Here is a 26158-nt window from a genome sequence, read left to right as displayed (position 1 = left end):
GTACTGCCCTCTCAGCAGCACAACCGATCACTATGCCGCGCCAGCCTGCGCCGCGCGACAGCGGCGACGCGAGCTGCCTCGGCTGGCACCGAATCCCGCCCCCACCTGCATGGACGGGGTATTCGGCAAGGGCAAGGCCGGTCGGTGAACGTGACCGAGCGCTGGCCGCACCTGCCACTTCCGCACGAATAGGTGATATCGGCTGCTACGTGGATTATTGTCCTGGGATGACGATTACTGTTGCAGAACTGCTGGAGATGCCGCACTTGCGGCTTCGCCTCTCGTCTGGCGGAGACGGGCTACAACGGGAGGTCAGCTGGACGCACACCTGTGACCTGCCTGAGCCGTGGCAGTGGCTAACCGGCGGAGAGCTGCTGATGACCAACGGCATGTCCTTTCCGAAGCCGGCTCGCGAGCAGGAGGAGCTTGTGAGACGGCTTGTGGACGCCGGTGTCAGCGCCCTCGCGATCGGCGAACAAATGTACTGCCCGCCGCTCACGGCGCGGTTCACCAGGGCCAGCGATTCACTCGCCCTCCCGGTGCTCTCGGTGGAGTACCCGATGCCATTCGTCGCGATTTCGCGCGAGGTGGCGGCGGCTAACCTGCCGCAGCAGTCGGACCGGCTGATTCGAACCGAGCGAATATATTACGCTCTGCAACGCTCGGTTACCGAAGAGCGTAAGCCGTCCCGGCTGACCACCTCATTGTCGCAGCAGCTGGGCTGTGAGCTTCACGTGTGCCATCGCGAGTCCGCCGAACCGTGGTTTCCCGGCAGTCCTGAACCCGACGCGAGAATTCGCGAGGCCCTGTCGCAGACCGAACCCGGATCCCGGCAAGTCAGCGCCGGTGCGTTCGTCACGCGCCTGAGTGACGGCCGGGAGCTGCGTCGGGCGGACATTCCCACCCAGCCCGGCGCCGTGCTTGTCCTGGTCTCTGACGGGCGGAACGTGCTCGATGCCATCCTGATGCAGCACGCTGCGACCGTGATCGCCCTCGAGATGTCCCAAGCGCTGGTGGACCTGGAGCACCGCCGCCGCCAGGGCGCCGAGTTCCTGGCCCGGCTCATGGACGGCGGCGCCGACCCCAGGGGCGGACACAGCCAGCTCCTCGAGGCCGGGATCGATCCGACCTCCGCGATCCTGTACGCCGTCTCCTCCGACGACAGCGCCCGGCTGCGTGAGCTGCATGTCGGCTTGTGGCGCAATGGGATTCCGCATCTGGCCGTGCACCGCTCCGGTGCCCACTACCTGCTGGCGCCAGACGAGGAGAGGGTGCTGCGCGTCGTCCGTTCAAACGTCGGTCCCTCCGCATCGGTGGGACTGAGCGCCGCGATCAAGATCGTGGATCGCTTCCCCGAGGCGGCACGGGAAGCACACTGGGCGAGCCGGTCAGCCGAGCGTATTGAGCCGCGTACCTTCCGCTATGGGGAGGCGACGCCGTTCCTTGGCGTTGCCAGCATCGACGACGCGATCGCACTCGTCGACCGTATCCTCGGGCGGCTCCTGGAGTACGAGTCCAGCCACCGGGGCGAGCTGCTGCCCACCCTCGAGAGCTTCTTCGACAATCAGCGCTCCTGGCAGAAGACGGCGGACGCCCTGCATGTGCATCGGCAGACAGTGCTCTACCGCATCCGCAAGGTCGAGGACATCACCGGGCTCAACCTCGACTACACGCAGGACATCGCCGAGCTATGGCTTGCCCTGCAAGCGCGTTCGATGCTGCCGAACGCCGTTGAGCCGAAGGCGCTCAGCAAGGAAACCGGGGGTCCTTCAGCGCGAACCTACGGGTCCACCGGTGTGCGTCAAACCGATGCATCCGTGGGTTCGGGTGAAGCGCGAGGATGCTGAGCGATCCGAAGGGCCTCGGCGGCCTCGTGGTGCTGTTGTCGGACAGCAGCGGCCCGTAGGCGATCAGCTCGTCCCGGTCGGGCGGCCGCGTGGTCGGCCTGCCCCGCGCCGAGACCGAGCACCAGGTATCGGTTGCCGCCGGTCCGGCCGCCGGGGAAGTCCCACATGGTGTGTGAAGGGCGCCAAACCTCTGATGTGGGCTGAGGGGCGGCCCGATCGGGGTGGCGTGGTACTCGTTCAGCCGTCGCCGAGCACTCGGCGACGGCTGACTGCCGCAGCAGGTAGGGGGATGACGTTCGAACTCATCCCGCACCAGCCCCTCAACGATCCCCACCACGACCGGCAGCCTACCGAGCCCGCCAAGTGAGATCACTTCTCAGCACTCGATGACGTTGACCGCGAGTCCGCCCCGCGCCGTCTCCTTGTACTTGACCTTCATGTCGGCCCCGGTCTCCTTCATCGTCTTGATGACCTTGTCGAGGGAGACGTGGTGCCGGCCGTCGCCGCGCAGCGCCATGCGGGCCGCGGTGACGGCCTTGACCGCCGCCATGCCGTTGCGCTCGATGCAGGGGATCTGGACGAGGCCGCCGACGGGGTCGCAGGTGAGGCCGAGGTTGTGCTCCATGCCGATCTCGGCGGCGTTCTCGACCTGTTCGGGGCTGCCGCCGAGGACCTCGGCGAGGCCGCCGGCGGCCATGGAGCAGGCGGAGCCGACCTCGCCCTGGCAGCCGACCTCGGCGCCGGAGATGGAGGCGTTCTCCTTGAAGAGCATGCCGATCGCGCCGGCGGCGAGGAGGAAGCGGATGACGCCTTCTTCGTCGGCGCCGGGGACGAAGTTGACGTAGTAGTGGAGGACGGCGGGGATGATGCCGGCGGCGCCGTTGGTGGGGGCGGTGACGACGCGGCCGCCCGCCGCGTTCTCCTCGTTGACCGCCATGGCGTAGAGGGTGACCCACTCCATGGCGCGGCCCGCCGGGTCGCCTTCGGCGCGCAGTTGGCGGGCGGACTTGGCGGCGCGTCGGCGGACCTTCAGACCGCCGGGGAGGATGCCCTCGCGGGACATGCCGCGCGAGACGCAGCCCTCCATGACGCGCCAGATCTCCAGCAGGCCGGCGCGGATCTCCTCCTCGGTCCGCCAGGCCCGCTCGTTCTCCAGCATCAGCGCCGAGATGGACAGACCGGTCTCACGGGTCAGCCGCAGCAGTTCGTCGCCGGTGCGGAAGGGGTGGGTCAGGACGGTGTCGTCGGGCTTGATGCGATCCTCGCCGATCGCGTCCTCGTCCACGACGAAGCCGCCGCCGACCGAGTAGTAGGTCTTCTCCAGCAGCGGCAGCCCGTCGGCGTCGTACGCGAAGAGGGTCATGCCGTTGGCGTGGTACGGCAGGGAGCGGCGGCGGTGCAGGATCAGCTGGGACGGCTCGTCGAAGTCGATCTCGTGGGCGTCGCCGACCTCCGTGCCGAGCAGCCGCAGCCGCTTGGCGCTCCGGATGCGCTCGACCTCGGCGTCGGCACGCTCCACGTCGACCGTGCGGGGGGAGTGGCCCTCCAGGCCGAGCAGGACGGCCTTGGGGGTGCCGTGGCCGTGGCCGGTCGCGCCGAGCGAGCCGTACAGCTCCGCCCGCACCGAGGTCGTATGGGCCAGCAGGCCGTCCTCCTTCAGACGGCCGGCGAACATGCGGGCCGCCCGCATCGGGCCGACCGTGTGGGAGCTGGACGGACCGATGCCGGCGGAGAAGAGATCGAACACGGAGATGGCCACGGGCGGGCTCCCTTTGAAAGGGGCGGACGGGGGAAATGTGCGGCGTGGGCGCGGCGAACCGGCCCGCGCCGGGCGGAGGCTCAGCGGAAGACGACCGCGCGGTTGCCGTTGAGCAGGACGCGGTTCTCGGTGTGCCATCGCACCGCGCGGGCCAGTACCTGGGCCTCGACGTCCCGGCCGATGGCGACCAGCTCGTCTGGGTCGTGCGTGTGGTCCACGCGCACGACGTCCTGTTCGATGATCGGGCCCTCGTCCGGGTCCGAGGTCGCGTAGTGGGCGGTGGCGCCGACCAGCTTCACCCCGCGCCGGTGGGCCTGGTGGTAGGGCCGGGCGCCCTTGAAGCTCGGCAGGAGGGAGTGGTGGATGTTGATGGCCCGGCCGTCGAGCTGCTTGCACAGGTCGTCGGAGACGATCTGCATGTAGCGGGCCAGGACCACCAGGTCGACGTCGAGCTCGTCGACCGGCTCCAGCAGTTGCGCCTCGGCGTCTGCCTTGGTCTGCGGGGTCACAGGGATGTGGTGGAGTTTCCGGGGAGGATTTGCTCCTTCGGCGTCACGTCCTTCAGAAGACGTGGGCTCTCCCGCGCAGAATCGTCAGCGGTGTATTCGGTTGTCCGGTTCTTGCAGAGGTTTTGCGCCGAGTGCTTGCCGGTACAGCCGTCCGGCACGGTAGGAGGAGCGGACCAGGGGACCGGACATCACTCCGGCGAAGCCGATCTCCTCGGCTTCCTGCCGGAGTTCGACGAACTCCTCGGGCTTGACCCACCGCTCCACCGGGTGATGCCGCACTGAGGGCCGCAGGTACTGGGTGATGGTGATCAGGTCACACCCGGCGTCGTGCAGGTTCTGCAACGCGGTCGAGACCTCCTCCCGGTTCTCACCCATGCCCAGGATCAGGTTCGACTTGGTGACCAGACCGAACTCCCGCGCCGCGGTGAGCACACCGAGCGACCTGCCGTAGCGGAAGGCGGGCCGGATCCGCTTGAAGATCCGGGGCACTGTCTCCACATTGTGCGCCAGCACTTCCGGGCGGGACTCGAACACCTGGGTCAGCAATGCGGGGACACCGTTGAAGTCCGGGATCAGGTTCTCCACCCCGGTGTCCGGGTTCAGCGTGTGGATCTGCCGGACCGTCTCGGCGTACAACCAGGCACCGCCGTCGGGCAGGTCGTCGCGGGCCACGCCGGTGATGGTGGCGTATCGCAGCCCCATCGTCGCCACGGACTCCGCCACCCGGCGCGGCTCGTCCCGGTCAAGAGGCTGGGGCTTGCCGGTGTCGATCTGGCAGAAGTCGCAGCGCCGGGTGCACTGGTCGCCGCCGATGAGGAAGGTGGCCTCGCGGTCCTCCCAACACTCGAAGATGTTGGGGCAGCGCGCCTCCTGGCATACCGTGTGCAGCCCTTCGGCCTTCACCCGCGACTGCAACGCGGTGTACTCCGGCCCCATCCGCACCCGGGCCTTCATCCAACCCGGCTTGCGCTCGACGGGTGTCTGGCTGTTCCGCACCTCCAGCCGCAGCAACCTGCGGCCGTCAGGCGCCACGGAAGGCGTGCTGGTTCCGCTCATCTCACATCTCCGGGTACAAGGGGTGTGCGTGGGCGAGCGTGGCCAGACGAGCCCGCAGCTCGGCGGCGACGCCCTCGTCGTACGCCGGCCCCAGGGCCTCCGCAATGATGTCGGCGGCCTCCGCGAAGCCGCGGCCGGCCAGGGCCGGCGAACCGATCCGCAGCCCCCGAGGTCACCATCGGCGGGCCGGGGTCGAACGGTACGGCGTTGCGGTTCACCGTGATGCCGATGTGGTGCAGGCGGTCCTCCGCCTGCTGCCCGTCGAGCTCGGACTCACGCAGGTCGACCAAGACCAGATGTACGTCGGCGCCACCCGACAGCACGGACACAGCCGCGCCCGCGACGTCGGGAGCGCTCAGCCGTTCCGCGAGGAGCCGTGCGCCCGCGAGGGCGCGCTCCTGACGCTCGCGGAACACCGGCTCGGATGCCATCTTGAACGCAACCGCCGTGGCCGCGATCACGTGCTCCAGCGGGCCGCCCACCGGTGCGAAATTCTCGCCGGCGATCATCACCAGCGTGCTCTGCCGGCGCACCGGCTCGGCACGCACGGCGGCGGACACTTCGGGGACGAAGTCGGCGAGCCGACGGTCCAGCACGGGCATCTCAGGCTCCTTCGGTGAGAGCCGCGTAGGCGGTTGCGTCCAGCAGGTCGGGCGCGCCGGTGATCCGCAACCGGAACAGCCAGCCCGCTCCGAACGGGTCGGAGTTGACCAGGCCGGGATCGGCCACCGCGGCTTCGTTGATCTCGACGACCTCGCCGTCCGCGGGAGCGAACAGGTCGCTCACGGACTTGGTCGACTCGATCTCTCCGCACGCCTCGCCGGCGCTGATCGTCGCGCCGACGGCGGGCAGGTCGAGGTAGACCACGTCGCCGAGCGCGTCGGCCGCGTGGGCCGTGACCCCGACGGTCGACACGTCGCCGTCGGTCGCGATCCACTCGTGGTCGCCGGTGTACTTCAGGTCGGTGGGCAGGCTCATGATGGTTCCCTGAGAATGTCGGTCGGTCCGGGAGGACCGGGTGCGGCTGATGAGGGGGTCCTCGGGACGCGGTCAGGCTTGGCGGCGGTAGAAGGGCAGCGGGACGACCTCGGCGTACTCCTGGCTGCCCCGGATGTCGACCAGCACCTTCGTGCCGGGTGCGCTCCGGTCGGTCGGCAGGTAGGCCATGGCCACGGGGTGGCCGAGGGTTGGCGACAGGGCGCCCGAGGTGACCTCACCGAGGCGCTCGCCGGTGTCCGGGGCGAGTACGGTGCAGCCGGTGCGCGGAGCTCGTCGGCCGGTCGAGGTCAGCCCGACCAGCACGTGGTCCGGCCCCTGGTCACGGCAGGCGGCCAGGGCCGCCTCGCCCACGAACCCGCCGCGCTTCCCGAACACCACGACGCGGCCGAGTCCCGCGTCGAACGGCGTGGTGCGGACGGTGAGTTCCTGGCCGTACAAGGGCATGCCGGCTTCGAGGCGCAGCGTGTCGCGGCAGGCCAGGCCGCAGGGGAGAAGGCCGTGCTCCGCGCCCGCTTCGCTGACGGCCCGCCAGAGGGCCACCGCGTCCTCGGGACGGCAGTAGATCTCGAAGCCGTCCTCGCCGGTGTAGCCGGTGCGGGCGAGCAGCACCTCGCGGTCCGCCAGCCGTGCCCGGTCGATCGCGTAGTACTTCAGCGACGGCACGTCCACGTCGGCCAGTTCGCTGAGGATCGTCGGCGACGTCGGGCCCTGGACCGCGATCAGCGCCCAGTCGCTGGAAGCGTCCCGGATCGTGGTGGCGTAGCCGTCGATCCGGTCACGCAGGCAGGAGAGCACGACCGGCGCGTTGCCGGCGTTGGCCACGACGAGGTACTCCTGCTCGGCCAGACGGTAGACGACGAGGTCGTCGAGGACTCCGCCGGTCTCGTGGACCAGAAGGGAGTAGCGGGCGCGGCCGACGGCGATCTTCGACGGCTCCCCGACCAGCGCGTGGTCGAGGGCCCGGCCCACCTCGGGACCAGACAGTTCGATTTCGCCCATGTGGGTGAGGTCGAAGATTCCGGCGGTGGTCCGTACGGCGTGGTGCTCGGCCAGTTCGGAGGTGTAGCGCAGCGGCATCGACCAGCCGGCGAAGTCGGTGAACCTCGCCGCGAGTTCGGCGTGGACGTCGTGCAGCGGTGTCTTCTTGGACATGGTGGTTTCCCTCAGACCGTGACCGGTCGGATCACGACTCGAACGACTCGGGGGGCGGGCAGGCGCAGACCAGGTTCCGGTCGCCGTGCGCCTGGTCGATCCGGCCGACTGGCGGCCAGTACTTGTCGGGCGTGACGCCCGCCGGAAAGACGGCCCGCTCGCGCGAGTAGGCCCGGGTCCACTCACCGGCGATCGCGGCCGCGGTGTGCGGCGCCCGTCGCAGCGGGCTCCCCTCGAGGGTCCAGGCACCCTCGTGCACCAGGTCGATCTCCGCGCGGATCGCGATCATCGCCTCGCAGAAGCGGTCCAGCTCCTGCAGGCTCTCACTCTCCGTCGGCTCGACCATCAGCGTGCCGGCGACCGGGAAGCTCATCGTCGGCGCGTGGAAGCCGTAGTCGATGAGCCGCTTGGCGATGTCGTCGACCGTCACACCCGTGGCGGCGGTGATCGGGCGTACGTCGAGGATGCACTCGTGCGCGACGAGGCCGCCCTCTCCGGCGTACAGGACGGGGAAGTGCGGCGCGAGCCGTCGGGCGACGTAGTTGGCGCTCAGCACGGCCGTCTGGGTCGCCTCCTTCAGCCCCTCCGCGCCCATCATCCGGATGTAGGCCCACGGGATCGGCAGGATGCCGGCACTGCCGAACGGCGCGGCGCTCACCGACCCGGTCCCGTCGCGGCGTCCGGTGTCGGGGTGCAGCGGGTGGGTGGGCAGGTACGGTGCGAGGTGCTCGGCCACCGCGACCGGGCCGACGCCCGGCCCGCCGCCGCCGTGCGGGATGCAGAACGTCTTGTGCAGGTTGAGGTGGGACACGTCGCCGCCGAACTCACCCGGCTTGGCGACCCCGAGCAGCGCGTTGAGGTTGGCGCCGTCGACGTACACCTGTCCGCCGTGCTGGTGAACCAGCTCGCACAGCCGGGTGATGCTCTCCTCGTAGACACCGTGTGTCGAGGGGTAGGTCACCATGATCGCGGCCAGGTCCTCGGCGTGCTTCGCGCACTTGGCCTCCAGGTCGGCGAGGTCGACCGTGCCGTCGGGCCGCGACGCCACCACGACGACGCGCATCCCGGCCATGACCGCGGAGGCGGCGTTGGTGCCGTGCGCGCTTGCCGGTATCAGGCACACGTCGCGGCCGGCCTGGCCGTTGCTCCGGTGGTAGGCGCGGATCGCCAGCAGGCCCGCGAGCTCGCCCTGCGATCCGGCGTTCGGCTGGATGGAGACCTTGGCGTACCCGGTGATCTCGGCCAGCCATGTCTCGAGCTGCTCGATCAGGGTCAGGTACCCGGTCGCGTCCGTGAGGGGGGCGAACGGGTGCAGGTCCGCGAAGGCGGGCCAGCTGACCGGTTCCATCTCCGTGGTCGCGTTGAGCTTCATCGTGCAGGACCCGAGCGGGATCATGCCGCGGTCCAGCGCGAAGTCACGGTCGGACAGCTTGCGCAGGTAGCGCAGCATCGCGGTCTCGGAACGGTGCTGGTGGAAGACCGGGTGGGTGAGGAAGGGGGAGGTACGGCGCAGTCCCGACGGCAGCGCCGTCGGCGCGCCGGTCGCCGGCCCGTCCAGGTCGTCGTCGGCCCGGCCGAAGGCGTCGAGCACAAGGCGGACGTGGTCTTTCGTCGTGACCTCGGAGCAGGAGACGCCGACGTGGTCCTGGTCCACCAGACGCAGCCGCAGACCTTTGCCGTGTGCTGCCACGACGACCTCCTCGGCACGGCCGGGGACCCGCACCAGCAGAGTGTCGAAGAACTCGCGGTGCACCACCGCGATCCCGCTCGCCCGCAGCCCCGAGGCGATGAGCGTGGCGTGCCGGTGCGTCCGTCGGGCGATCTCGGCCAGACCCTCGGGGCCGTGGTAGACGGCGTACATCGACGCGACCACGGCCAGCAGCACCTGCGCCGTGCAGATGTTCGAAGTCGCCCTGTCGCGCCGGATGTGCTGCTCGCGGGTTTGCAGGGCGAGGCGGTACGCCGGCCGGCCGGCGTCGTCCACGGACACGCCCACGAGCCGGCCGGGCAGATGGCGTGTCAGCCCTTCGCGGACCGCGATGTAGCCGGCGTGCGGCCCGCCGTAGAACAAGGGGACACCGAAGCGCTGGGACGATCCGACGACGATGTCGGCGCCGAACTCGCCCGGGGGCACGAGCAGGGTGAGGGCCAGCAGATCGGCGGCCACTGTGACCAGCGCCCCGCGCGCTCGTGCCGCGGCGGTCACCTCGCGCAGGTCGCGGACCGCGCCCGAGCACCCGGGGTAGGACAGCACCACCCCGAAGAAGTCGTCCTCCGGCAGCGGCTCGGCGACGTCGATCTCGACGACCTCGATGCCGATCGCGTCGGCACGCGTGCGCAGGACGTCGAGGGTCTGTGGCAGGGTGTCGCGGTCGACCAGGACGCGGGTGGACCTCTTCTCGCCCGCGACACGGCGCATGACCGTGACGGCCTCGGCGACCGCCGTACCCTCGTCGAGCAGCGACGCGTTGGCAGTCGGCAGCCCCGTGAGATCGCCGACCATGGTCTGGAAGTTGATCAGCGCCTCGAGTCTGCCCTGGCTGATCTCCGGCTGGTACGGCGTGTAGGCGGTGTACCACGCCGGATCCTCCAGCACGTTGCGCCGGATCACCGCGGGTGTGACGGTCGCGTGGTAGCCGAGGCCGATCATCGGGACGGCCACGATGTTCCTACCGGCGAGGTCGTGCAGCTCGGCGCGCGCCTCGGCCTCGGTGGCGGTGGCGGGCAGGTTCAATTCGGAGGTGCTCCGGATGCCGCTCGGGACAGCGGCGTCGATCAGCTCGGTCAGCGTCGGGTAGCCGACGTCGGCCAGCATCTTGGCGCGGTCGACGTCGCCGACACCGATGTGACGGGCGGCGAACTCGCCGGACGCGGAGGATCCGGGTGAGGTCATGGCGGGAGGCTCCCTGATGGGGGGTGCCGCGGACGCGGCACCGTGGACGGGTGACCTCCCCGCTCTGTCATCGGTACCTGAGAGCTTCACCACCGGGTCCGGCGGTTTGCACCGTGGGCGCAGGACGTTGACGTCCCGTCTTTCCAGAGTCGCTTCACCGGAGCGGTACCTGTGCCTGAGAGATTCTGGGGAGAGTTGCTCCTTCGGCGCCTCGCCAAGACTGGGCAAGGGCTCTCCCGCTCCGGTTCGAGCAGCGTTTGTGTTGAGTTGTCGAGCCCGACCGCAAGGCCGGGTGGAGGCGCCGTCAGGGCGGGTCAGCACCCTGACGACCCTGGTGACCGTCGATCACGTACGAAATCAGGCGTGCTCAGACGCCGCGTACACGGGACTGGCCACGCGGTTCTTCGTCATGAGCGTGACCAGGTCGAACACCACGGTCGCGGCGGCGACGCAGGTGATCTCGGCGTGGTCGTAGGCAGGAGCGACTTCGACCACGTCCCCGCCGACGATGTTGAGTCCGTCGAGGCTGCGGAGCAGACGCAGCAGCTCTCGGCTGTTCAACCCGCCCATCTCCGGCGTTCCCGTCCCAGGTGCGAATGCGGGGTCGAGAACGTCGATGTCGATCGAGATGTACACCGGTGCGTCGCCCACGCGTCGCCGTACGGCGTCCACCGCCCCGTCGATCCCGATCACGTCGAGGTCTCCGGCGCGGATCGCCCGGAAGCCGAACGCCTTGTCGTTCACGAGGTCCATCTGGTCGTAGATCGGTCCCCGGATACCCAGGTGGATGGACTTCTCCTCGGCGAGCAGGCCCTCCTCGAAGGCCCGGCGGAACACCGTGCCGTGCGTGACCGGAGCGTTGAAGTAGGTGTCCCAGGTGTCGAGGTGCGCGTCGAAGTGGACCAGCGCGATCGGGCCGTACTTGTCCTTGGCCGCGCGCAACATGGGCAGCGCGATGGTGTGGTCACCGCCGATGCTCACGATGCGCCGGTCGGACCGGCCCGCGATGTCGCGGGCGTAGCCCTCGATCTGGGCGACCGCTTCGTCGATGCTGAACGGCGTACAGGGAACGTCGCCGGCGTCGACGACCTGGAGCGCTTCGAGCGGTGCGGTGTCGAGCTCGACGTGGAATTTCGGGCGCAGGTGGCGCGAGGCCTGGCGGACGCCCATGGGTCCGAAGCGGGCGCCCGGCCGGTACGACGTGCCCCCGTCGAACGGCACTCCGAGGATCGCGATGTCGTAGTCGCTGACCGAGCCGATGTCGGGGATTCTGGCGAAGGTGCCCAGACCGGCGAAGCGCGGGACCTTGGTGGCGTCCAGGGCGCCGATCGGGGCGGGGCGGTTGTCGGGGCTCATCACGGTCTCCGGTCAGTTGGTGGGGGCGGGGGCGGGGGCGGGGGCGGGGGACGGGTCGGTGTGTTCGGCCGGGTTGTCGGCGCCCGCGGCGGTGTCGCTGAGCGAGCGGCCTCGGGTCTCGGTTGCCCAGGCCAGCGTGACCAGGAGCCCGATGACCGACACGACGGCGCCGACGAGAAGTGGCAGGTTCTGGCTCTTGGCCAGGGCGAACGGCATCAGGAACGTGGCCGCGGCCGCCCCGATGCGGGAGAACGCGGTCCCGACTCCGACGGCGGTGGCGCGGACCTCGGTCGGGAAGAGCTCATTGGGGTAGACCACCTCGAGGAAGCTGGAGCCGCCCGAGGCGAGTGCGAAGACGCAGACCGCGACGAAGGTGACCCAGGTCGGCAGTCCTGGCACCAGACCGGGTACGCCCAGGGCTACCGCGATGATCCCGAAGGACCACAGCAGCAGCGCTCGACGGCCGATCCGCTCGACCAGCCAGAGTCCGGGGATGCCGCCGATGACGAACAGCGCGGCGAGGAAGACCTCCGCGGTGTTGCCGGTGATTCCCATGCCCGCCAGCAGGTCGGGGGCGAACGAGTAGAGCGCGAACAGCGGGATCACCTGGGCGGTCCAGAAGACGCCGACGAACAGGGTGCGCTTGAGGTACGGCGAGCGGAACACCGTGGTGTAGCTGGTCTTCGCGGCCGTCTGTTCGACCGCCAGGTCCGCCACGCCGTACTGCGGCCCGAAGACCTTCTTGATCGCCTGATCGGCCTCCTCGGCACGCCCCTTGCTGAGCAGCCAGCGAGGCGACTCCGGCGTACCGAGCCGCAGGAACAGGGTCACCACGGCGAACAGGGCCGGGCTGGCAAGCATGAAGCGCCAGGCGTTCGCACCGAGCCCTTCGAGGCTCACGCCCACGACGTACGCCGCCGCGGCGCCGACAGCCCAGACCACGAACGTGGCGCCGAGCAACCGACCGCGGAACCGCCGCGGGAGGTACTCCGCCAGCAATGACGTGGCGATCGGGTAGTCGGCGCCGATGGCCGCGCCGAGGAGGAAGCGCAGGAGCACCAGCTGCCAGACCTCGGCCGCGAAGGCGGACAGCACGGAGAACAGCGCGAGCGCGGCAAGGTCGGCGATGTACATGACGTGCCGACCGATCTTGTCGGTGACGTAGCCGAAGACCGCCCCGCCGAAGAAGATGCCGACCAGGCTCGCCGCCGCGACCAGGCCCTTGTCTGCGGTGGTCATGTCGAGGGCCGGGGTGAGCGTCGTGAAGGCGACGCCGATGATCGCGATGGCGTAGCCGTCGATGAACGGTCCGCCCGACGAGTAGGCGGTCAGTTTCTTGTGGAAGCGCGTCAGCGGCGCGTCGTCGATGAGATTCGATCCAACAGTCATGCAGTAGTCCCTGGCTCGCGATGGCCGTGTGGAGGTGCTGCTCCAGGTGTATGTGGGCGCCGTACGCGTCGTGCAGACCCACAGCGCTCAAAGTTCCCGCCCGCGCTTATACATCCGCACAACGCCGCTATGCAGACGGTCGGGCTCCGTCGTACCGTGACCCCATGCCGATCACGGTGGGCGAGCTGATCGAGATGCCGCACCTGCGCTGAGAGTCCGCTCAGGGGCCGGCGCGCCGGACCGGCCCGTATCGTGCACGCACACGACCGAGCCGTGGCGCTGGGTAGCCGGCTGAGAGCCGTCGATCTTCCGGTCAGTCCACCTCCGGCTGCGGGAACACGCGCGGCGTCAGCTCCAGCGACCGCACGTGCTCCGCGATCTCCCCGCACGTGGTGACCCACAGCTCCGGCAACCCCGCCATCGTCTCCAGCAGCGACTCCAGCGCGCGCAGCCGCCCCAGCCGGCCGCTCAGAAACGGGTGGATGGTGAGGGTGAAGCAGGACTCGTAGCGGTAGGCCTCGGCGAGCTCGCCGGTCCACATCGACAGCGCCTTGGCGGGGTCCTCGATGACGCCGGGGCCGAAGACCTCGGGGACGAAGGCGAACTGCTCCCAGTCGTCGAGCGCCCACGACACGGGGATCTCGACGATCGAGCGGGCGCCGTCGCCGGGCCGCTCGGCGAGCTCGTAGGGAAGGTCGGAGTCCATCAGGCTGGAGTCGTAGAGGAAGCCGCGGTCGAGCAGGATCTCCGCCGTCGAATACGACGTCTCCCACAGCGGCGCGCGGTACCCCACGGGCCGGACGCCGAGCACCTTGTCGAGCGACTCGAGTCCGCGGTCGATGACGGCCGCCTCCTCCTTGTACGACAGCCCGGCCATCGCCTCGTGCAGGTACCCGTGGTGCGCGATCTCGTGGCCGGCATCGCGGATCCGCCGGAGCAGGTCGGGGTAGCGCTCGACGGTGTACCCGGGCGCGAAGAAGGTCGCCTTGAGGTCGAACCGGTCGAGCAGGTCGAGCACGCGGGGTACGCCGGTCAGCGCGCCGTACGCCTGGTGGCTCATCACGGACAGCCGGTCCCGGGTGCCACGGTCGATGGTGAGGGCGACGTCCTCGGCGTCAAGGTCGAAGCCGAGGTTGGCGGCGGCCCGGAAGCCGGTCGGCCAGGTGATCGGGGCGGCCGGCTGGGTGGCGTCGCCGGTGGGGGTGGTCATGACGGTCCCTTCGGATCGAGAGAAGCAGGCTCAGGCGCGGGCGCGGGTGCTGCCGCCGTTGGCGGAGATGGTCTGGCCGACGAACGCGGTCAGGCCCGGCCGCGAGAGCAGGGCGACGGTGGCGGCGATCTCCTCGGGACGGCCGATCCTGCCGGCGGGGATCTCGGCGCCGTACTGCGCGTGCATCTCCTCCAGGCTCAGGCCGGCGTCGTCGGCGTCCACCTGCAGCTGGGGCGTGTCGATGATGCCCGGCGCGACCGCGTTGACGGTGATGTTCTCGGGCGCCAGCTCACGGCCCAGCGACTTGGTGAGCGCAATGAGTCCCGCCTTCGAGGAGGCGTACGCCGTGGCGCGCGGCCAGCCGACGACCCCCCACTCGGAGGTGATGACGACGATGTTGCCGCGCCCCTTGCGCCGCATCCCCGGCAGCACGGCCTGCACACACCGGAAGGTGCCTGACAGGTTCGTGTCGATATTGCGCCACCAGTCGTCGAGCGGCTGGTCGAGGATCGGGCCCATCGACATGTATGCCGCATTGCACACCACTACGTCAACCGGTCCCTGCTCGCGCTCGACCGCGGCGAACGCGGTCCGCACCGCCTCGGGGTCTGCCATGTCGGCCACCACCGGGAAGCCACCGGTCAGCTCGACCACCTCACGCATCTGCGGGGTGTCGGCCCGGCCGTTCACGCCGACCTTCGCGCCCTCCGCGGCCAGCCGGAGCGCGATCGCCCGGCCGATCCCCTGGGTCGCGCCGGTCACGACGGCGACCCGGCCCTCCTGGTGACGTCGTACGTTCGGCTCGTTCATCAGATCACCGCTCCCATGTTGGGGGAAAGCACTTCGCCGAAGCAGAACCCGCCCTCGTCGACCAGGAACTGCACGGCCTGGGCGATGTCCTCGGGTTGGCCGAGGGCCCGCGCCGGCAGGACCGCCAGGTACTCCGGCGTGCGCTGGGCCGCCGGCAGCAGGGGCGTGTCGGTCGGGCCGGGCGCGACCGCGTTGACGCGGACGCCGTGCTCGGCGACCTCCGCGCCGAGGCTGCGCACGAAGCCGAGGATCGCGCCCTTGGCCGCCGAGTAGTGCGCCTCGCTCTCGGTGCCGCCGATGCCGAGCTCGGAGGAGATCGCCACGACGGCGCCCTCACCCCTGTCGATCATCCCGGGCAGCACCGCCCGGACCGGGTTGAGCAGGCCGCCCACGTGGACGTGCATCATCCGGTTCCAGGCCTCCTCGGTGATCTCGCCGACCGGCACCAGCTGGTAGTGCCCCGCCGCCGTGACCAGCGCGCCCACCGGCCCGACCTCGGCCTCGATCCGGCCGAAGGCGGCGGACACCGACGCCGGGTCGGCGACGTCGCACTCGTAGGAGTGCTTCAGGTGCTCGACGGGACGCAGGTCGAGACCGCAGACGGTCCAGCCCGTCTCCTCCAGCGACCGGCACACGGCCGCGCCGATGCCGGAGGCGGCGCCCGTGACGACCGCGACGCGCGCGCTCATCGGACGACCTCCCGCTCGCCCACCGGCTCACTGATCCGGTTGCGGCGGCTCGCGTAGACCGCGACGCCGACGATGCCCAGTGCGACCAAGCTGATCACCATGCTCCAGTTGATGTACCACGGCTGACCGGGGCTGGTGCGCGGCCAGAGGACGTTGACGATTTCGAAGGCCAGCCACGCCGCGGCGGCGTAGGTGACGATCCCGCCCCAGCGGCCCATGGAGAAGGGCCCGGGCACCCAGCGCCCACTGAGACGGAGCAGGACGGCGGCGAAGACCGGGACCGCGAAGGCGATGTAGGGGCCCAGCACGGAGAAGCTCACCAGCACGTTGTAGAGGTCCGAGCCGGCGAAGAGCAGGAAGAGCGCCGAGACGACGGCGGTCAGGCCGATCGCGCGGATCGGCATCCGCTCCGGGCCACCGAGCTTGGCGAGGGAGGCCGCGCCGGGCAGGGCCCCGTCGCGGGCCATGCCGTAGACGGCGCGCGAGACGGCCGACTGGACGGCGAGGAACGCCGAGACGAAGCCGATCACGAACATGATGAGCAGCGGCTTGGCGATCGAGGCGCCGAGCTGCTCGGTCAGGGTCGCGGAGACCGGGTCACCGCTCTGCGCGTTCAGCACGGCGGGCAGGTCCGGGATGGCGAGGATGACCGCGACCGCCGAGAACATCACGATCGCGCCGACCAGGAGCAGGCCGAAGATGATGGCCTTGGGCACGTTGCGCTCCGGTTCCTGCACCTCCTCGGCGATCGACCCGGCGGACTCGAAGCCGAGGAACGCCCAGCCGGCGAAGGCCATCGCGACGAGCATCGTGCTCAGCGTGCCGCCGTTCGCGTGGGGCAGGCCGTCGAAGAGGGTCGAGACCGGGTTGACCTGGTGGAAGGCCAGCAGCACGATACCGAGCCCGACCGAGCCCACGATCTCGCACAGGATGCTCGCGATGATCATCACCTTGAGGACCTGCCGGCCGATCATGTTCGCCGCGGTGCCGAGGCCGATGATGCCCATCGAGACCAGGACGAGCTGCAGCCGGCCCGGCGCGGCGACGTCGAAGACCTCGAGCAGGAAGCCCGCCGCGGCGTACGCCATCGTCGACAGGGTGAGGGTGAGGCCCCAGATGTACGCCCACGCGGCGGTCCAGCCCCAGGCCGTGCCGCGGGCGTGCCGGGCCCACTGGTAGACGCTGCCGGCGTACGGCCAGCGCGAGGCGAGCTCGCCGAAGACGAGCGCCACGAGCAACTGGCCGCCGAGCACGATCGGGAACGCCCAGAAGAAGCGCGGGCCGGCGGCGAACAGGCCTAGCGCGAAGATGGCGTACAGCGCCACGATCGGCGAGATGTCGGCGAAGGCGAGCGACAGCGCGGAGCGGAACCCGAACCCGCGGTTCAGTACGTCGTGGCCGCCGTCCGGCAGCGTCACAACCGCGCGGTCGGCGGTGCTCTCAGGGCTGGGTGGTCCCATTGCGGTGACCTCCTGGGGTGGGCCAGTGATTTCGGCCTCAGCCTCGTGGCACCGCGGCACCGCGCAACAGTCGCCCGATGTCACACCCTTGGCCCACCGTCCTATACGAATGCACAACGCGCCCGGCGGTCCTGCCTCAGGCGACCTCGCTCGGCACGCCCACCGGTGTCGGCGCGGCGGGGGGCGCGGCGCGCCGGGCGAGCTCGGTCCGGCCCAGGTAGAGGACGGTGGCGACGACCAGGCCGACGATCCAGGAGACGTCCGCGCCGCCGAGGTCGTCGACCAGCGGCCCCGTGCAGAGCCCGCTGATCGCGCCGTCTGTGGCTTCCACCTGGCTGACATCCATGTCGTGGGCGACGTCCTGGCCGCGGCTGAGAGGGGTGGCCCCGAAGTGCCGGTCGTCGATCTCCTTCGAAAGTCTCCTGGTTTTCGCCGACCGGAGCCACGTAGCCGATGACGTCGCGCGCGGCGTTGTCTCCGAGCATCCGGGTGATCACCCAGGTGGCGAGATACTGGGACGCCAGGCAGCCGCCCGCTGTAGCGATGTTCCCCTCGACGTAGAACGGCGCGTCCAGCACGGTGACGCCGCAGGCTTCGAAGAAGGGCCGGCTCGTCATGTCCGTGCAAGCCGGCATGCCGCCCAGCAGCCCGAGGTACGCCGGCACCAGAGCGCCGGAGCACTGTACTTCGGGTGCCGGGGATGTCTTCCGGTGCCCCGGGACTCTGCGGCACTCATCACCGCTGGACACAGTGCTGGACCGAGTTCTGGAACCCCGTATGGCTACCGGTGTTCGGGGTTCTCGTAGTCGCGGCGGCAGCCGGCGTCCCAGGCAGTGCGCTGGTTGCCGTAGGCGGGGATGCCTCCGGCGTCCTTCAGCATCCTGGCCAGGTGCAGCAGGTTCCAGGTCATGAAGGTGGTGTTGCGGTTGGTGAAGTCGTTCTCCGGGCCGCCCGAGCCGGGGTCGAGGTAGGAGGGGCCGGGGCCCGCCTCGCCGATCCATCCGGCGTCGGCCTGTGGGGGGATGGCGTAGCCGAGGTGCTGGAGGCTGTAGAGGACGTTCATCGCGCAGTGCTTGACGCCGTCTTCATTGCCGGTGATCAGGCAGCCGCCGACTCGTCCGTAGTACGCGTACTGTCCCGCGTCGTTGAGGAGGCTGGAGCACGCGTAGAGGCGTTCGATCACGCGCTTGGTCACGGAGCTGTTGTCGCCCAGCCAGATCGGACCGGCCAGCACGAGGATGTCGGCCGCCAGGACCTTCTCGTACAGCCCCGGCCAGGCGTCGCTCTGCCAGCCGTGTTCGGTCATGTCCGGCCAGACGCCGGTGGCGATGTCGTGGTCGACGGCCCGCACCACGTCGACGTGGAGGCCCTGCGCCTCCATGATCCCCACGCTGCGGTCGATGAGCCCCTGGGTGTTGCTGCGCTCCGGCGAGCGTTTGAGGGTGCAGTTGAACACGAGGGCGCGCAGATCGTCGTAGCGGGCGGGCGGTGAGTCGGTGGTCGGCGACTGGGCGGTCACGGTGCTCTCCCGGGAATCGTCCCACCGTGCCCTTCACGGCGGCGCAACGCTGCCCATCGTGCTGGGCCGGATGCCGCCTCGATCACTGCGGCACGGCCGGTCGCCGCCGACCACCCCGACGGCCGAACGGGTTTCCAGACGCTGTCACGACCATGGGCTGCGGTCACTCGGCTGGGGCCCGGCGGCTGGCGGGCGGCCCGGTGCTCTGCCTACGTTCGCCCCATGGCCCCCCCGAAACACCGCGGATCGGAACGGCGGCAGGCCGGCAACGGATGACGTTGCCCACCTGCTGGTGCGCTGTCTTCAGGCCGAAGGCGTGGAGTACGTCTTCGGTATCCCCGGCGAGGAGAACATCCGCCTCGTCGACGCGCTGGGCGGCTCCGGTATCCGGTACGTCCTGGTCCGCCACGAGAGGGCGCTTCGTTCATGGCGGAGCTGTACGGGCGGCTGACCGGCCGGGCCGGGGTGTGCTCGGCCACGCTGGGGCCGGGCGCGATCAATCTGCTGCTGGGCACTGCGGATGCGACGACCAACAGCACGCCCCTGGTGGCCCTGGCCGCCCAGGGGTCCTTGGGTCGCGTCCACAAGGAGTCCCACCAGGTGATCGACCTGGTGTCGATGTTCGCCCCCGTCACCCAGCGGGCGGCCCGGGTCCAGAGCCCCGACGCGGTGCCGGAGATGGTGCGCAAGGCGTTCAAGACCGCGCAGAGCGAGCGCCCGGGCGCGGTCTTCCTGGCGGTTCCCGAGGACATCGAGGGGGCCCGAACCACGGTGTCGCTCAACCCGTTGCACGTCGACGCGGTGCATGCCGACGCACCCTCTGCCTCCCAGATCGCTCGGGCCGCCAAGGTTCTCGCGGCCGCGCGCCGACCGGTCGTGCTCGCTGGCCACGGCGCCGCCAGGGGCAGGGCGTCAGCAGCACTGGTGCGCTTCGCCGAGCAACTGCACGTACCAGTGGCGACCACCTTCCACGGCAAGGGCGTCTTCCCGGACGATCATCCCAACGCGCTCGGCTCGGTCGGCTTCATGCGTCACGACTACACCAACTTCGGCTTCGACAATGCCGATGTGCTGGTCTGCGTGGGCTATGAACTGCAGGAGTTCGACCCGGCGAAGATCAATCCGGACCGCGACAAGCGCATCGTGCACCTACACCGCTTCCCCGCCGAGGTGGACGCCCACTACCCGGTGACCGTCGGTGTCGAGGGCGACCTGTCCCAGGGGCTGGACGCCCTCGCAGCCGCCGTGCCGAACAGGTTCGGGTACGAGGCAGGCACTGGTGAGCACATCCGGACCCTGCTCGCCGAGGAACTGGAGTACGGGCGCGGCAACGATGGGTGCCCGCTGGTACCCCAGCGCGTGGTGGCCGATATGCGCGCCGCGCTGAACCGGAGCGACATCGTGCTCGCCGACACCGGCGCCGGGAAGATGTGGATGGCGCGGCTCTATCCAGCGTATGAGCCGGACACCTGCCTGGTCTCCAACGGCCTGTCCACCATGGGATTCGCGTTGCCCGGCGCCATTGCCGCCAAACTCGCCCGACCGGAGCGGCGGGTGCTGGCGATGATGGGGGACGGCTCGTTCCTGATGAACTCCCAGGAGTTGGAGACCGCCGTACGCGAACGTATTCCCCTGGTCATCCTCGTCCTGGTGGACCAGGAGTACGGCCTGATCACATGGAAGATGGAGCTCGGCCGTCACAGCCACACCCGGTTCACCAACCCCGACCTGGTCGCCTACGCGGAGAGCTTCGGGGCCCGCGGTCACTGGATCAAAGCGGCTGAGGAGTTGCTGCCGACGCTGCGCCATGCGCTCGACGAGGACGAGGTCTCCGTGATCGCGTGTCCGGTCGACTACTCCGAGAACCTGCGACTGACCGACCGCCTCGGTGCGCTCCACGGCCCGTTCTGACGCCGAGCCGCCGCCTCAGCCCCTGTGGGGCTCGGAAACTTGTTGCCGCAGGCCGGTCAGGCGTCAGGTGGGGTCCGGGAAGGCGAGCGCGAGCGAACCGCTGTTGACGTGTCGAAAAGTATGAGGCGACTTCAAAACCGGGGTGCATCGATGATCCCGGGATGAGCCTGGAGGGGGTCCGCTCATTGGCCAGGTGGGGTCCGGCATGCAGGCGGCGCGAGCCCGGTCCGCGGCATGGAAGTGCGACGCGGAGAGTCCTGGCTGGCGACCTCGTCGGCGGTGACGGCTTCGAGCTGCTGGATTGCTGGCCGAGCCCACCGCCCCGGTCTACCTCGCCGACCTGGACGCGGTCCGAGTCCTGCGCGTGGTGTGGGCCCAGGAGTACCTGCGGGATGCGCGCGGGGTGCGCCGGCGCGAGGGCAAGGAACGCCCGCCCGGCGCCGAGCGCGCGGACCTCCCCGCCCCGGGGTGAGCTGAATCGCCTGCCGGCGCAGGCCGCAGCGGCATCAGTACGGGGACATGTGCGGGGTTTCCATGGCGAGCCAGAGGTCCACGCGGTCGCTGGTGTCGTCGAGGCGGCGGCCGGTGATCTCCTCGACGCGGGCGAGGCGGTGGCGCAGCGTGTTGACGTGGATGTTCAGGCGGTCGGCGGTCTGCTGCCATCTGCCGCCCGAGGCGAGGAAGGCGCGCAGCGTGGGTACCAGTTCGCCGGAGTGCTTGGTGTCGTGCGCTTCCAAAGGGGTGAGCAGGGCGTCTCGGAAGGAGTCGAGGACGTCCGGGTCCTGGAGGGCCAGCAGCAGGGAGTGGCGTCCCGCGAGCTGCTGGGAGACGACCGTTCCGCCCCCGCGGCGCAGCGCCAGCTCGCAGGCCTGGCGGGCCTGGATGAGGCTGATGCGCAGGCTTCTGATGTCCGATGCCCTGATCCCGATGCCCGCGCCCGTCGCTTTCACCGCCCGCACCAGCCTGCCCACGTAGACATCACACGGCACGGCGGTCGAGCCGTCGTCGACGATGAGGTGCAACTCGGAGCCGCGCTGCGCGACCACGCCGTTGAGGTCTTCCGTGTCGAGCCACCGCTCGGCGGCGCCCAGGGCGGTTTCCGCGTCGGCCACCGCGGCGACGATGGCGACGTTCGGCTGCTGGGGGTCCAGGCCATAGGAGGTCATCCGGGCGGCCGCCGCCTGTTCCTGCCGGGCCAGGATCAAGGAGACGAGTTCACCGGCGAGCCGGCGCTCGGTCTCGCGGATGGTGCGTTCCCTGGCCAGTACGAGACCGACGACCGGAACGGCCGCTTCGAGCCGCGCCTGAGCCGGTATCCCGGGCTCGCTCGTGGTGAGGCCGATGAGCGCGGTGATCCGCGAGCCGCTCCGCAGACAGCGCACATGGGCATCCGCACCGAGGCCCGGGGCGCCCTGCATGTTCCGTACCGCGGCCTTGAGCTGCTCCGCATCCGGTACGCGGCCGGCCCGGGCCAGCAGATGTCCGGTGCCGTCCGCGATCCAGACGCCATGCCCGGTCTCCTGGCGCAGAATGCGCGCCACCGCCTTCAGCCCGGTGGCCGGATCCGTGCTGTCCGCCGACGTGACCAGATCGGACATGAAGGCGAGCGAGGCGCGCAGCTCCGCCTCCCGCTCCTCGTGCAGCCGCTCGACGAACCACTGGCTGATGGCGATGAACGGGGTCCCGGTCGGGACGAGCACCAGCGGGACGCCCTCCCCCCGGCACGCCCGGATCAGCGACTGCGGCACGGTGTCCCCCGGGTTGAGCAGGCCGTAGCCGAGCCCGGCCACCGACTTGGTCTCCAGCGCGCGCACAAAGTCCAGCGCGGACGTTCCTCGCCGCCGCCATACCCCGGTGGTGAGGATCAGCTCGTCGCCTTCCAGGTAGGGCGAGGCGTCGGTGATTTCGCAGACGTGCACCCACCGAACGGGGCGGTCCAGATCGCCGTCGACCAGCAGACTCAGGCCGAGGGACGGGGCGGAGAGCAGGTCGCGGAGCATGGTAGGCACTGTAGGAATCTACATCAGTCCGCAGCAAAATCTCTAGGTTCATCCATTGTCTCGGTGACCTCCCGAACGGAAGATTTTCGCCACACAGCGCCGATCCGGCCACCTACGCGACACCTGACGCCTGACGCCTGAAGAAGGAACGATGAGCACAGCCAACGAAGCCAGACCGGGCGGGGTGATCGAGACCCGGTCGATCGACCATGTGCCCGCCTCGGAGCGCCATGGAAAGCCATGGCATCAGGGACCGTTCTGGTTCACCGGCAATTTCGTCCTGGTGACCATGGTGTCCGGGTTCCTCGGCCCGGCGGTCGGGCTCTCACTCGGCTACACCTGCCTGGCCATCGTCCTGGGCGTGGGCTTCGGCACCTTCTTCATGGCCTTCCACGCCAACCAAGGGCCCACCATGGGCCTGCCGCAGATGATCCAGTCCCGTGCGCAGTTCGGCTCCCGCGGCGCGATCGTGCCGTTCGCGGCGACGGTCTTCGTCTACGTCGGCTTCATCGTCTTCGACCTGGTGCTGGCGACCCAGGCGCTGCAGACGGTGCTGCCGGGCGGGCCGTGGTTCTGGTACCCGTTCCTGATGCTGGTCGCCGTGGTCCTCGCCGTCATCGGCCACGACTTGCTGCACTGGGTGCAGCGCTGGCTCACCCCGGTCCTCCTGGTCTTCTTCGGGGTGTTCACCGTCTACGCCGCCCTGCACCTGGGCAGCACCCCCACGGTCGCCAAGACCGGCTGGACTCTCACCGGCTTCCTGATCATGTTCTCGGTGTCGGCCGGCTACCAGATCAGCTACTCCGTCTACGTCTCCGACTACTCCCGCTATCTGCCCGCCGACACCCCGGCGCGCGGCGTGATCACCTGGACCTACCTGGGCGCCGGCGCCTCCGCGATCTGGCTGATGTGCCTGGGAGCCCTGCTCGGCACCCACCTGGAGGCGCCCGACGCCGTGGCCAGCCTGGTCACCGTCGGCAACGACGTGTTCTCCGGCTTCGGCACGCTGCTGGTGCTGATATCCGTCCCCGCGCTCCTCAGCATCTGCGCGGTCAATTCGTACGGTGCCATGCTGACCAGCGCGAGCGCGGTCGACGGTTTCACCCCCGTACGCCCGGGAGTCCGGGTCCGGATCACCGGCATCGCGATCGTTGCTGTGCTCTCCGTGGCCATCGCGCTGGCGCTGCCCGCCGACTACCTCGGCTCCTTCAACAACTTCGTGCTGTTGATGCTGTACTTCCTCATCCCGTGGACGGCCGTCAACCTGGCCGACTTCTACCTGGTGCGGCGCGGCCACTACGCGATCACCGAGCTCTTCAACCCCAACGGCATGTACGGCCGCTGGGCCTGGCGCGGGCTCACCGCCTACGCGGTCGGCCTGCTGGCCATGATCCCGTTCGTGTCCCTGAGCTTCTACGTCGGCCCGGTCGCGGAGGCCCTCGGCGGCGTGGACATCGCCTTCCTTGTCGGACTCGTCGTCGGCAGCGGCCTGTACTACCTCCTCACCCGCGGACTCGATCTCGGCGAAGAGGCGGTACGCATCGAGGAAAGCAACCACGAACTGGCCGAACTCGTCTCTCAGGGCCTGGCCGCCCCGGCGACGACAGAACACCTCGGAGTCGAACAGTGAGCACCACCGCACATGTCGCGATCATCCAGGAGCCCCCGGCGGTCCTGGACCTCGCCGAAGGAGTCCGCCGCGCCGCCGAGCACATCACCGCCGCGGCGCGCGACGGCGCCCGGCTGATCGCCTTCCCGGAGACCTGGCTGACCGGCTACCCGGCGTGGATCTTCGGCCTGGCCGGCTGGGACGACGCCGAGGCCCGGCGCTGGTACGCGGCGCTGCTCCGGGAGTGCCCGACCGCCGACTCCGCCGAGCTGGACCCCATCCGCGAGGCCGCGGCACGGGCCGGCGCCACCGTCGTACTCGGCATGAACGAGCGCGCGGAGCGGCACTCGGGCACCGTATACAACTCCCTGCTCACCATCGGTGCGCAGGGCGAGACGCTCGGTGTGCACCGCAAGCTGACCCCGACTCACACGGAGCGCATCGTCTGGGCGCCGTCCCCGGACGCGGCCGGACTCCGGGCGTACGACACGGAGTTCGGCCGCCTCGGCGGCATGATCTGCTGGGAGCACTGGCAGCCCCTGATCCGCCAGGCCATGCACTCCCAGGGCGAGCAGATCCATGTCGCCGCCTGGCCCGACATGACCGAAGCGCATCTGGTCGCCAGCCGCAGCTACGCCTTCGAGGGCCGGTGCTTTGTGCTGGCCGCACCGCAGTTCCTGCGCGCCGAGGACGTGCCCGAGCGGGTGCGCGACGCCTACCGGGCCGGGGTCGGCCCGGACACCCCGGAGACCGGCCTCTGGTTCGTCGGCGGCTCGGCCGTCGCGGGACCGGACGGGGCGTGGGTCACCGAGCCGCTGTTCGGTGCGCCCGGAATCGTGCACGCCGAGATCGATGTCGAGCAGACCCTCGCCTACAAGCACGATCTCGACGTCGCAGGCCACTACGCCCGGCCGGACGTCTTCAACCTCACCGTCGATCGGCGCCCCCGCGCCACGGTCAGCTGGATCGAGGGCTCCGCCGACGACGCGGCGTCCGCCGCGGACCACCCGACGGCCTGACGCCGCCTGACACCCGGCCCCGGCTGCCCCGCCCCGGCCCGCGCCGCTCCATCGGCGCGGGCCACTGGGCATTGCCCCCGCTGTCGCCGCCCGAATCCTGTCGACGGCGTACGAGGACGTTCCCTTCAGCGAGCTCCTCCACCACCCCGGGGCGACCACCCGGAGGCTGGAGGCGGTGCGGGCCCTGCGCCTGCGCCGCAAGAGAGGAGCGGGACTACTGCCGTTACCCGAGAGCCCGCAGGTGCCTGATCGTGGCTTCGCGGCTGAGTGCTGCGTTCTCCATCGACTCGAATCGGCGCGTGAACCGCTGCACGTCTCGGGCTTTGTCCGAGCTGGACACTGTTCCCCAGGCGCTCTCGGCGTGCACACGGTCCGGTATGTCGCCGAAGCGGAGGATCGTAAAGCCGTGGGTTGACCGGTAGCCGCGCCGGAATGTCAGTACTCGGATCGAGACCCCTTCCTGGCCGACGAGATCGGCGATCGCACGGTATTGCTCGCGCATTACTTCGCTGTCCCCTACAGGCGTACGAAGGGCCGCCTCGCCGAGGACCACACGCAGCACGGGCGGAGTCCTGCGGGCGAGGATGCACTTGTTCCGTTCCAGCCGCAGCTCGGTGTTCCGATCCGTGTACTCGCTCGAGAAGCCCTCGGCCAGGCGCTGAGTCTCAAACCATGCCCGAATGTATCGCTCTGTTTGGACTGGTTCGCACACGACAGTCGGATGGCAGGCGAGGATCTCCCCGGCTTCCGCCTCAACAGCGACGACGCGTGACAGCCCCGTCGCCATGAAGGGGCGGTACTCACCCAGCTGATCCCCGTACCCGGTCTCGCGGGCCAGCCGGACGAGCTGCTCGACCAGTTCTCCGTCGTCGACGCGGTACCTCTGCAGCAGCAAGCGCAGGACAGCAGTGCTGATACCGAGATCGTTCTGCTCGATGCGCGCGAGCGCGGCCGGTGCGAGAGGGCAGTAG

18 protein-coding genes, 6 pseudogenes and 1 riboswitch are annotated in these 26158 nt (G+C 69.9%); of the genes and pseudogenes, 5 read left to right on the top strand and 19 right to left on the bottom strand.

Features of this window, described 5'->3' with window-relative positions; all coding sequences use genetic code 11:
- Positions 1–227: 227 nt before the first annotated feature.
- A complete protein-coding gene (locus ACGFYV_RS36360; protein WP_393882824.1) occupies positions 228–1847 on the top strand; it encodes a PucR family transcriptional regulator in 1620 nt (539 codons plus the stop codon).
- Here the strand turns inward: ACGFYV_RS36360 and ACGFYV_RS36355 are convergent.
- The 17 genes and pseudogenes from ACGFYV_RS36355 to ACGFYV_RS36275 form a co-directional block, all read right to left on the bottom strand.
- A pseudogene (locus ACGFYV_RS36355) lies at positions 1747–2020 on the bottom strand (hypothetical protein); the annotation flags it as partial. The gene ACGFYV_RS36360 and the pseudogene ACGFYV_RS36355 sit on opposite strands and share 101 nt — an antisense overlap.
- Positions 2021–2223: 203 nt before the next feature.
- Positions 2224–3606: an L-serine ammonia-lyase gene (locus ACGFYV_RS36350; RefSeq protein WP_393882823.1), complete on the bottom strand. Its 1383-nt coding sequence runs from the start codon at positions 3604–3606 to the stop codon at positions 2224–2226.
- A gap of 80 nt (positions 3607–3686) precedes the next feature.
- A pseudogene (locus tag ACGFYV_RS36345) lies at positions 3687–4172 on the bottom strand (formyltetrahydrofolate deformylase); the annotation flags it as partial.
- A 27-nt stretch (positions 4173–4199) separates the two neighbouring features.
- A complete protein-coding gene (gene lipA, locus ACGFYV_RS36340) occupies positions 4200–5171 on the bottom strand; it encodes a lipoyl synthase (protein WP_393882822.1) in 972 nt (323 codons plus the stop codon).
- Between the two features lies 1 nt (position 5172).
- A pseudogene (locus ACGFYV_RS36335) lies at positions 5173–5650 on the bottom strand (serine hydroxymethyltransferase); the annotation flags it as partial.
- Positions 5651–5774: 124 nt separating this feature from the next.
- Positions 5775–6149 carry a glycine cleavage system protein GcvH gene (gcvH, locus tag ACGFYV_RS36330; RefSeq protein WP_393882821.1) on the bottom strand — a complete coding sequence of 125 codons (375 nt, stop codon included), beginning with the start codon at positions 6147–6149 and terminating at the stop codon, positions 5775–5777.
- 72 nt (positions 6150–6221) lie between these two features.
- Complete coding sequence (gene gcvT / locus ACGFYV_RS36325; RefSeq protein WP_393882820.1) at positions 6222–7322, bottom strand: glycine cleavage system aminomethyltransferase GcvT; 1101 nt, start codon at positions 7320–7322, stop codon at positions 6222–6224.
- Positions 7323–7353: 31 nt separating this feature from the next.
- The gene (gene gcvP / locus ACGFYV_RS36320) at positions 7354–10215 is read right to left on the bottom strand and encodes an aminomethyl-transferring glycine dehydrogenase (RefSeq protein ID WP_393882819.1); all 2862 of its coding nucleotides are present in this window, start codon (positions 10213–10215) and stop codon (positions 7354–7356) included.
- Between the two features lie 153 nt (positions 10216–10368).
- Positions 10369–10464: riboswitch (glycine riboswitch) on the bottom strand.
- 108 nt (positions 10465–10572) lie between these two features.
- Complete coding sequence (gene speB / locus ACGFYV_RS36315; protein WP_393882818.1) at positions 10573–11571, bottom strand: agmatinase; 999 nt, start codon at positions 11569–11571, stop codon at positions 10573–10575.
- 12 nt (positions 11572–11583) lie between these two features.
- Positions 11584–12960 (bottom strand): MFS transporter, encoded by a 1377-nt coding sequence (locus tag ACGFYV_RS36310; RefSeq protein WP_393882817.1) that lies wholly within the window; start codon positions 12958–12960, stop codon positions 11584–11586.
- 313 nt (positions 12961–13273) lie between these two features.
- Complete coding sequence (locus ACGFYV_RS36305) at positions 13274–14170, bottom strand: polysaccharide deacetylase (protein WP_393882816.1); 897 nt, start codon at positions 14168–14170, stop codon at positions 13274–13276.
- A 30-nt stretch (positions 14171–14200) separates the two neighbouring features.
- On the bottom strand, positions 14201–14980 hold the full coding sequence (locus ACGFYV_RS36300) for an SDR family NAD(P)-dependent oxidoreductase (RefSeq protein ID WP_393882815.1): 780 nt from the start codon (positions 14978–14980) through the stop codon (positions 14201–14203).
- Positions 14980–15669, bottom strand: coding sequence for an SDR family NAD(P)-dependent oxidoreductase (locus tag ACGFYV_RS36295; RefSeq protein WP_393882814.1), 690 nt, complete (start codon positions 15667–15669; stop codon positions 14980–14982). The genes ACGFYV_RS36300 and ACGFYV_RS36295 overlap by 1 nt, the downstream gene beginning before the upstream one ends.
- Positions 15666–17129, bottom strand: coding sequence for an APC family permease (locus tag ACGFYV_RS36290; RefSeq protein ID WP_393882813.1), 1464 nt, complete (start codon positions 17127–17129; stop codon positions 15666–15668). The genes ACGFYV_RS36295 and ACGFYV_RS36290 overlap by 4 nt, the downstream gene beginning before the upstream one ends.
- A 136-nt stretch (positions 17130–17265) precedes the next feature.
- Positions 17266–17424 (bottom strand): annotated as a pseudogene (locus tag ACGFYV_RS36285) (cytosine permease); the annotation flags it as partial.
- Positions 17425–17539: 115 nt separating this feature from the next.
- Positions 17540–17812, bottom strand: a pseudogene (locus ACGFYV_RS36280) (AraC family transcriptional regulator); the annotation flags it as partial.
- A 98-nt stretch (positions 17813–17910) separates the two neighbouring features.
- Positions 17911–18648 (bottom strand): flavodoxin family protein, encoded by a 738-nt coding sequence (locus tag ACGFYV_RS36275; protein ID WP_393882812.1) that lies wholly within the window; start codon positions 18646–18648, stop codon positions 17911–17913.
- A gap of 70 nt (positions 18649–18718) precedes the next feature.
- On the opposite strand from ACGFYV_RS36275, the pseudogene ACGFYV_RS36270 reads away from it, so the two are divergent.
- Positions 18719–20559, top strand: a pseudogene (locus ACGFYV_RS36270) (acetolactate synthase large subunit).
- A gap of 301 nt (positions 20560–20860) precedes the next feature.
- The gene (locus ACGFYV_RS36265) at positions 20861–21031 is read left to right on the top strand and encodes a hypothetical protein (protein ID WP_393882811.1); all 171 of its coding nucleotides are present in this window, start codon (positions 20861–20863) and stop codon (positions 21029–21031) included.
- Positions 21032–21065: 34 nt separating this feature from the next.
- Here the strand turns inward: ACGFYV_RS36265 and ACGFYV_RS36260 are convergent, their stop codons facing one another.
- Entirely contained in the window at positions 21066–22559 is a 1494-nt protein-coding gene (locus ACGFYV_RS36260) for a PucR family transcriptional regulator (RefSeq protein WP_393882810.1), read from the bottom strand.
- 151 nt (positions 22560–22710) lie between these two features.
- On the opposite strand from ACGFYV_RS36260, the gene ACGFYV_RS36255 reads away from it, so the two are divergent.
- Positions 22711–24189 carry a purine-cytosine permease family protein gene (locus tag ACGFYV_RS36255; RefSeq protein WP_393882809.1) on the top strand — a complete coding sequence of 493 codons (1479 nt, stop codon included), beginning with the start codon at positions 22711–22713 and terminating at the stop codon, positions 24187–24189.
- Positions 24186–25187 (top strand): carbon-nitrogen hydrolase family protein, encoded by a 1002-nt coding sequence (locus tag ACGFYV_RS36250; protein WP_393882808.1) that lies wholly within the window; start codon positions 24186–24188, stop codon positions 25185–25187. Before ACGFYV_RS36255 ends, ACGFYV_RS36250 begins: the two co-directional genes overlap by 4 nt.
- Positions 25188–25410: 223 nt before the next feature.
- Here ACGFYV_RS36250 and ACGFYV_RS36245 read toward each other — a convergent pair.
- On the bottom strand, positions 25411–26158 hold a 748-nt coding region (locus ACGFYV_RS36245; protein ID WP_393882807.1), incomplete at its 5' end, for a DUF5753 domain-containing protein.

This window comes from Streptomyces sp. NPDC048297 (assembly GCF_043201585.1).
In the GTDB taxonomy this organism is placed as follows: domain Bacteria; phylum Actinomycetota; class Actinomycetes; order Streptomycetales; family Streptomycetaceae; genus Streptomyces.
The sequence above is the reverse complement of the archived record's forward strand: the minus strand, read 5'-3'. Positions and strand labels throughout refer to the sequence as shown.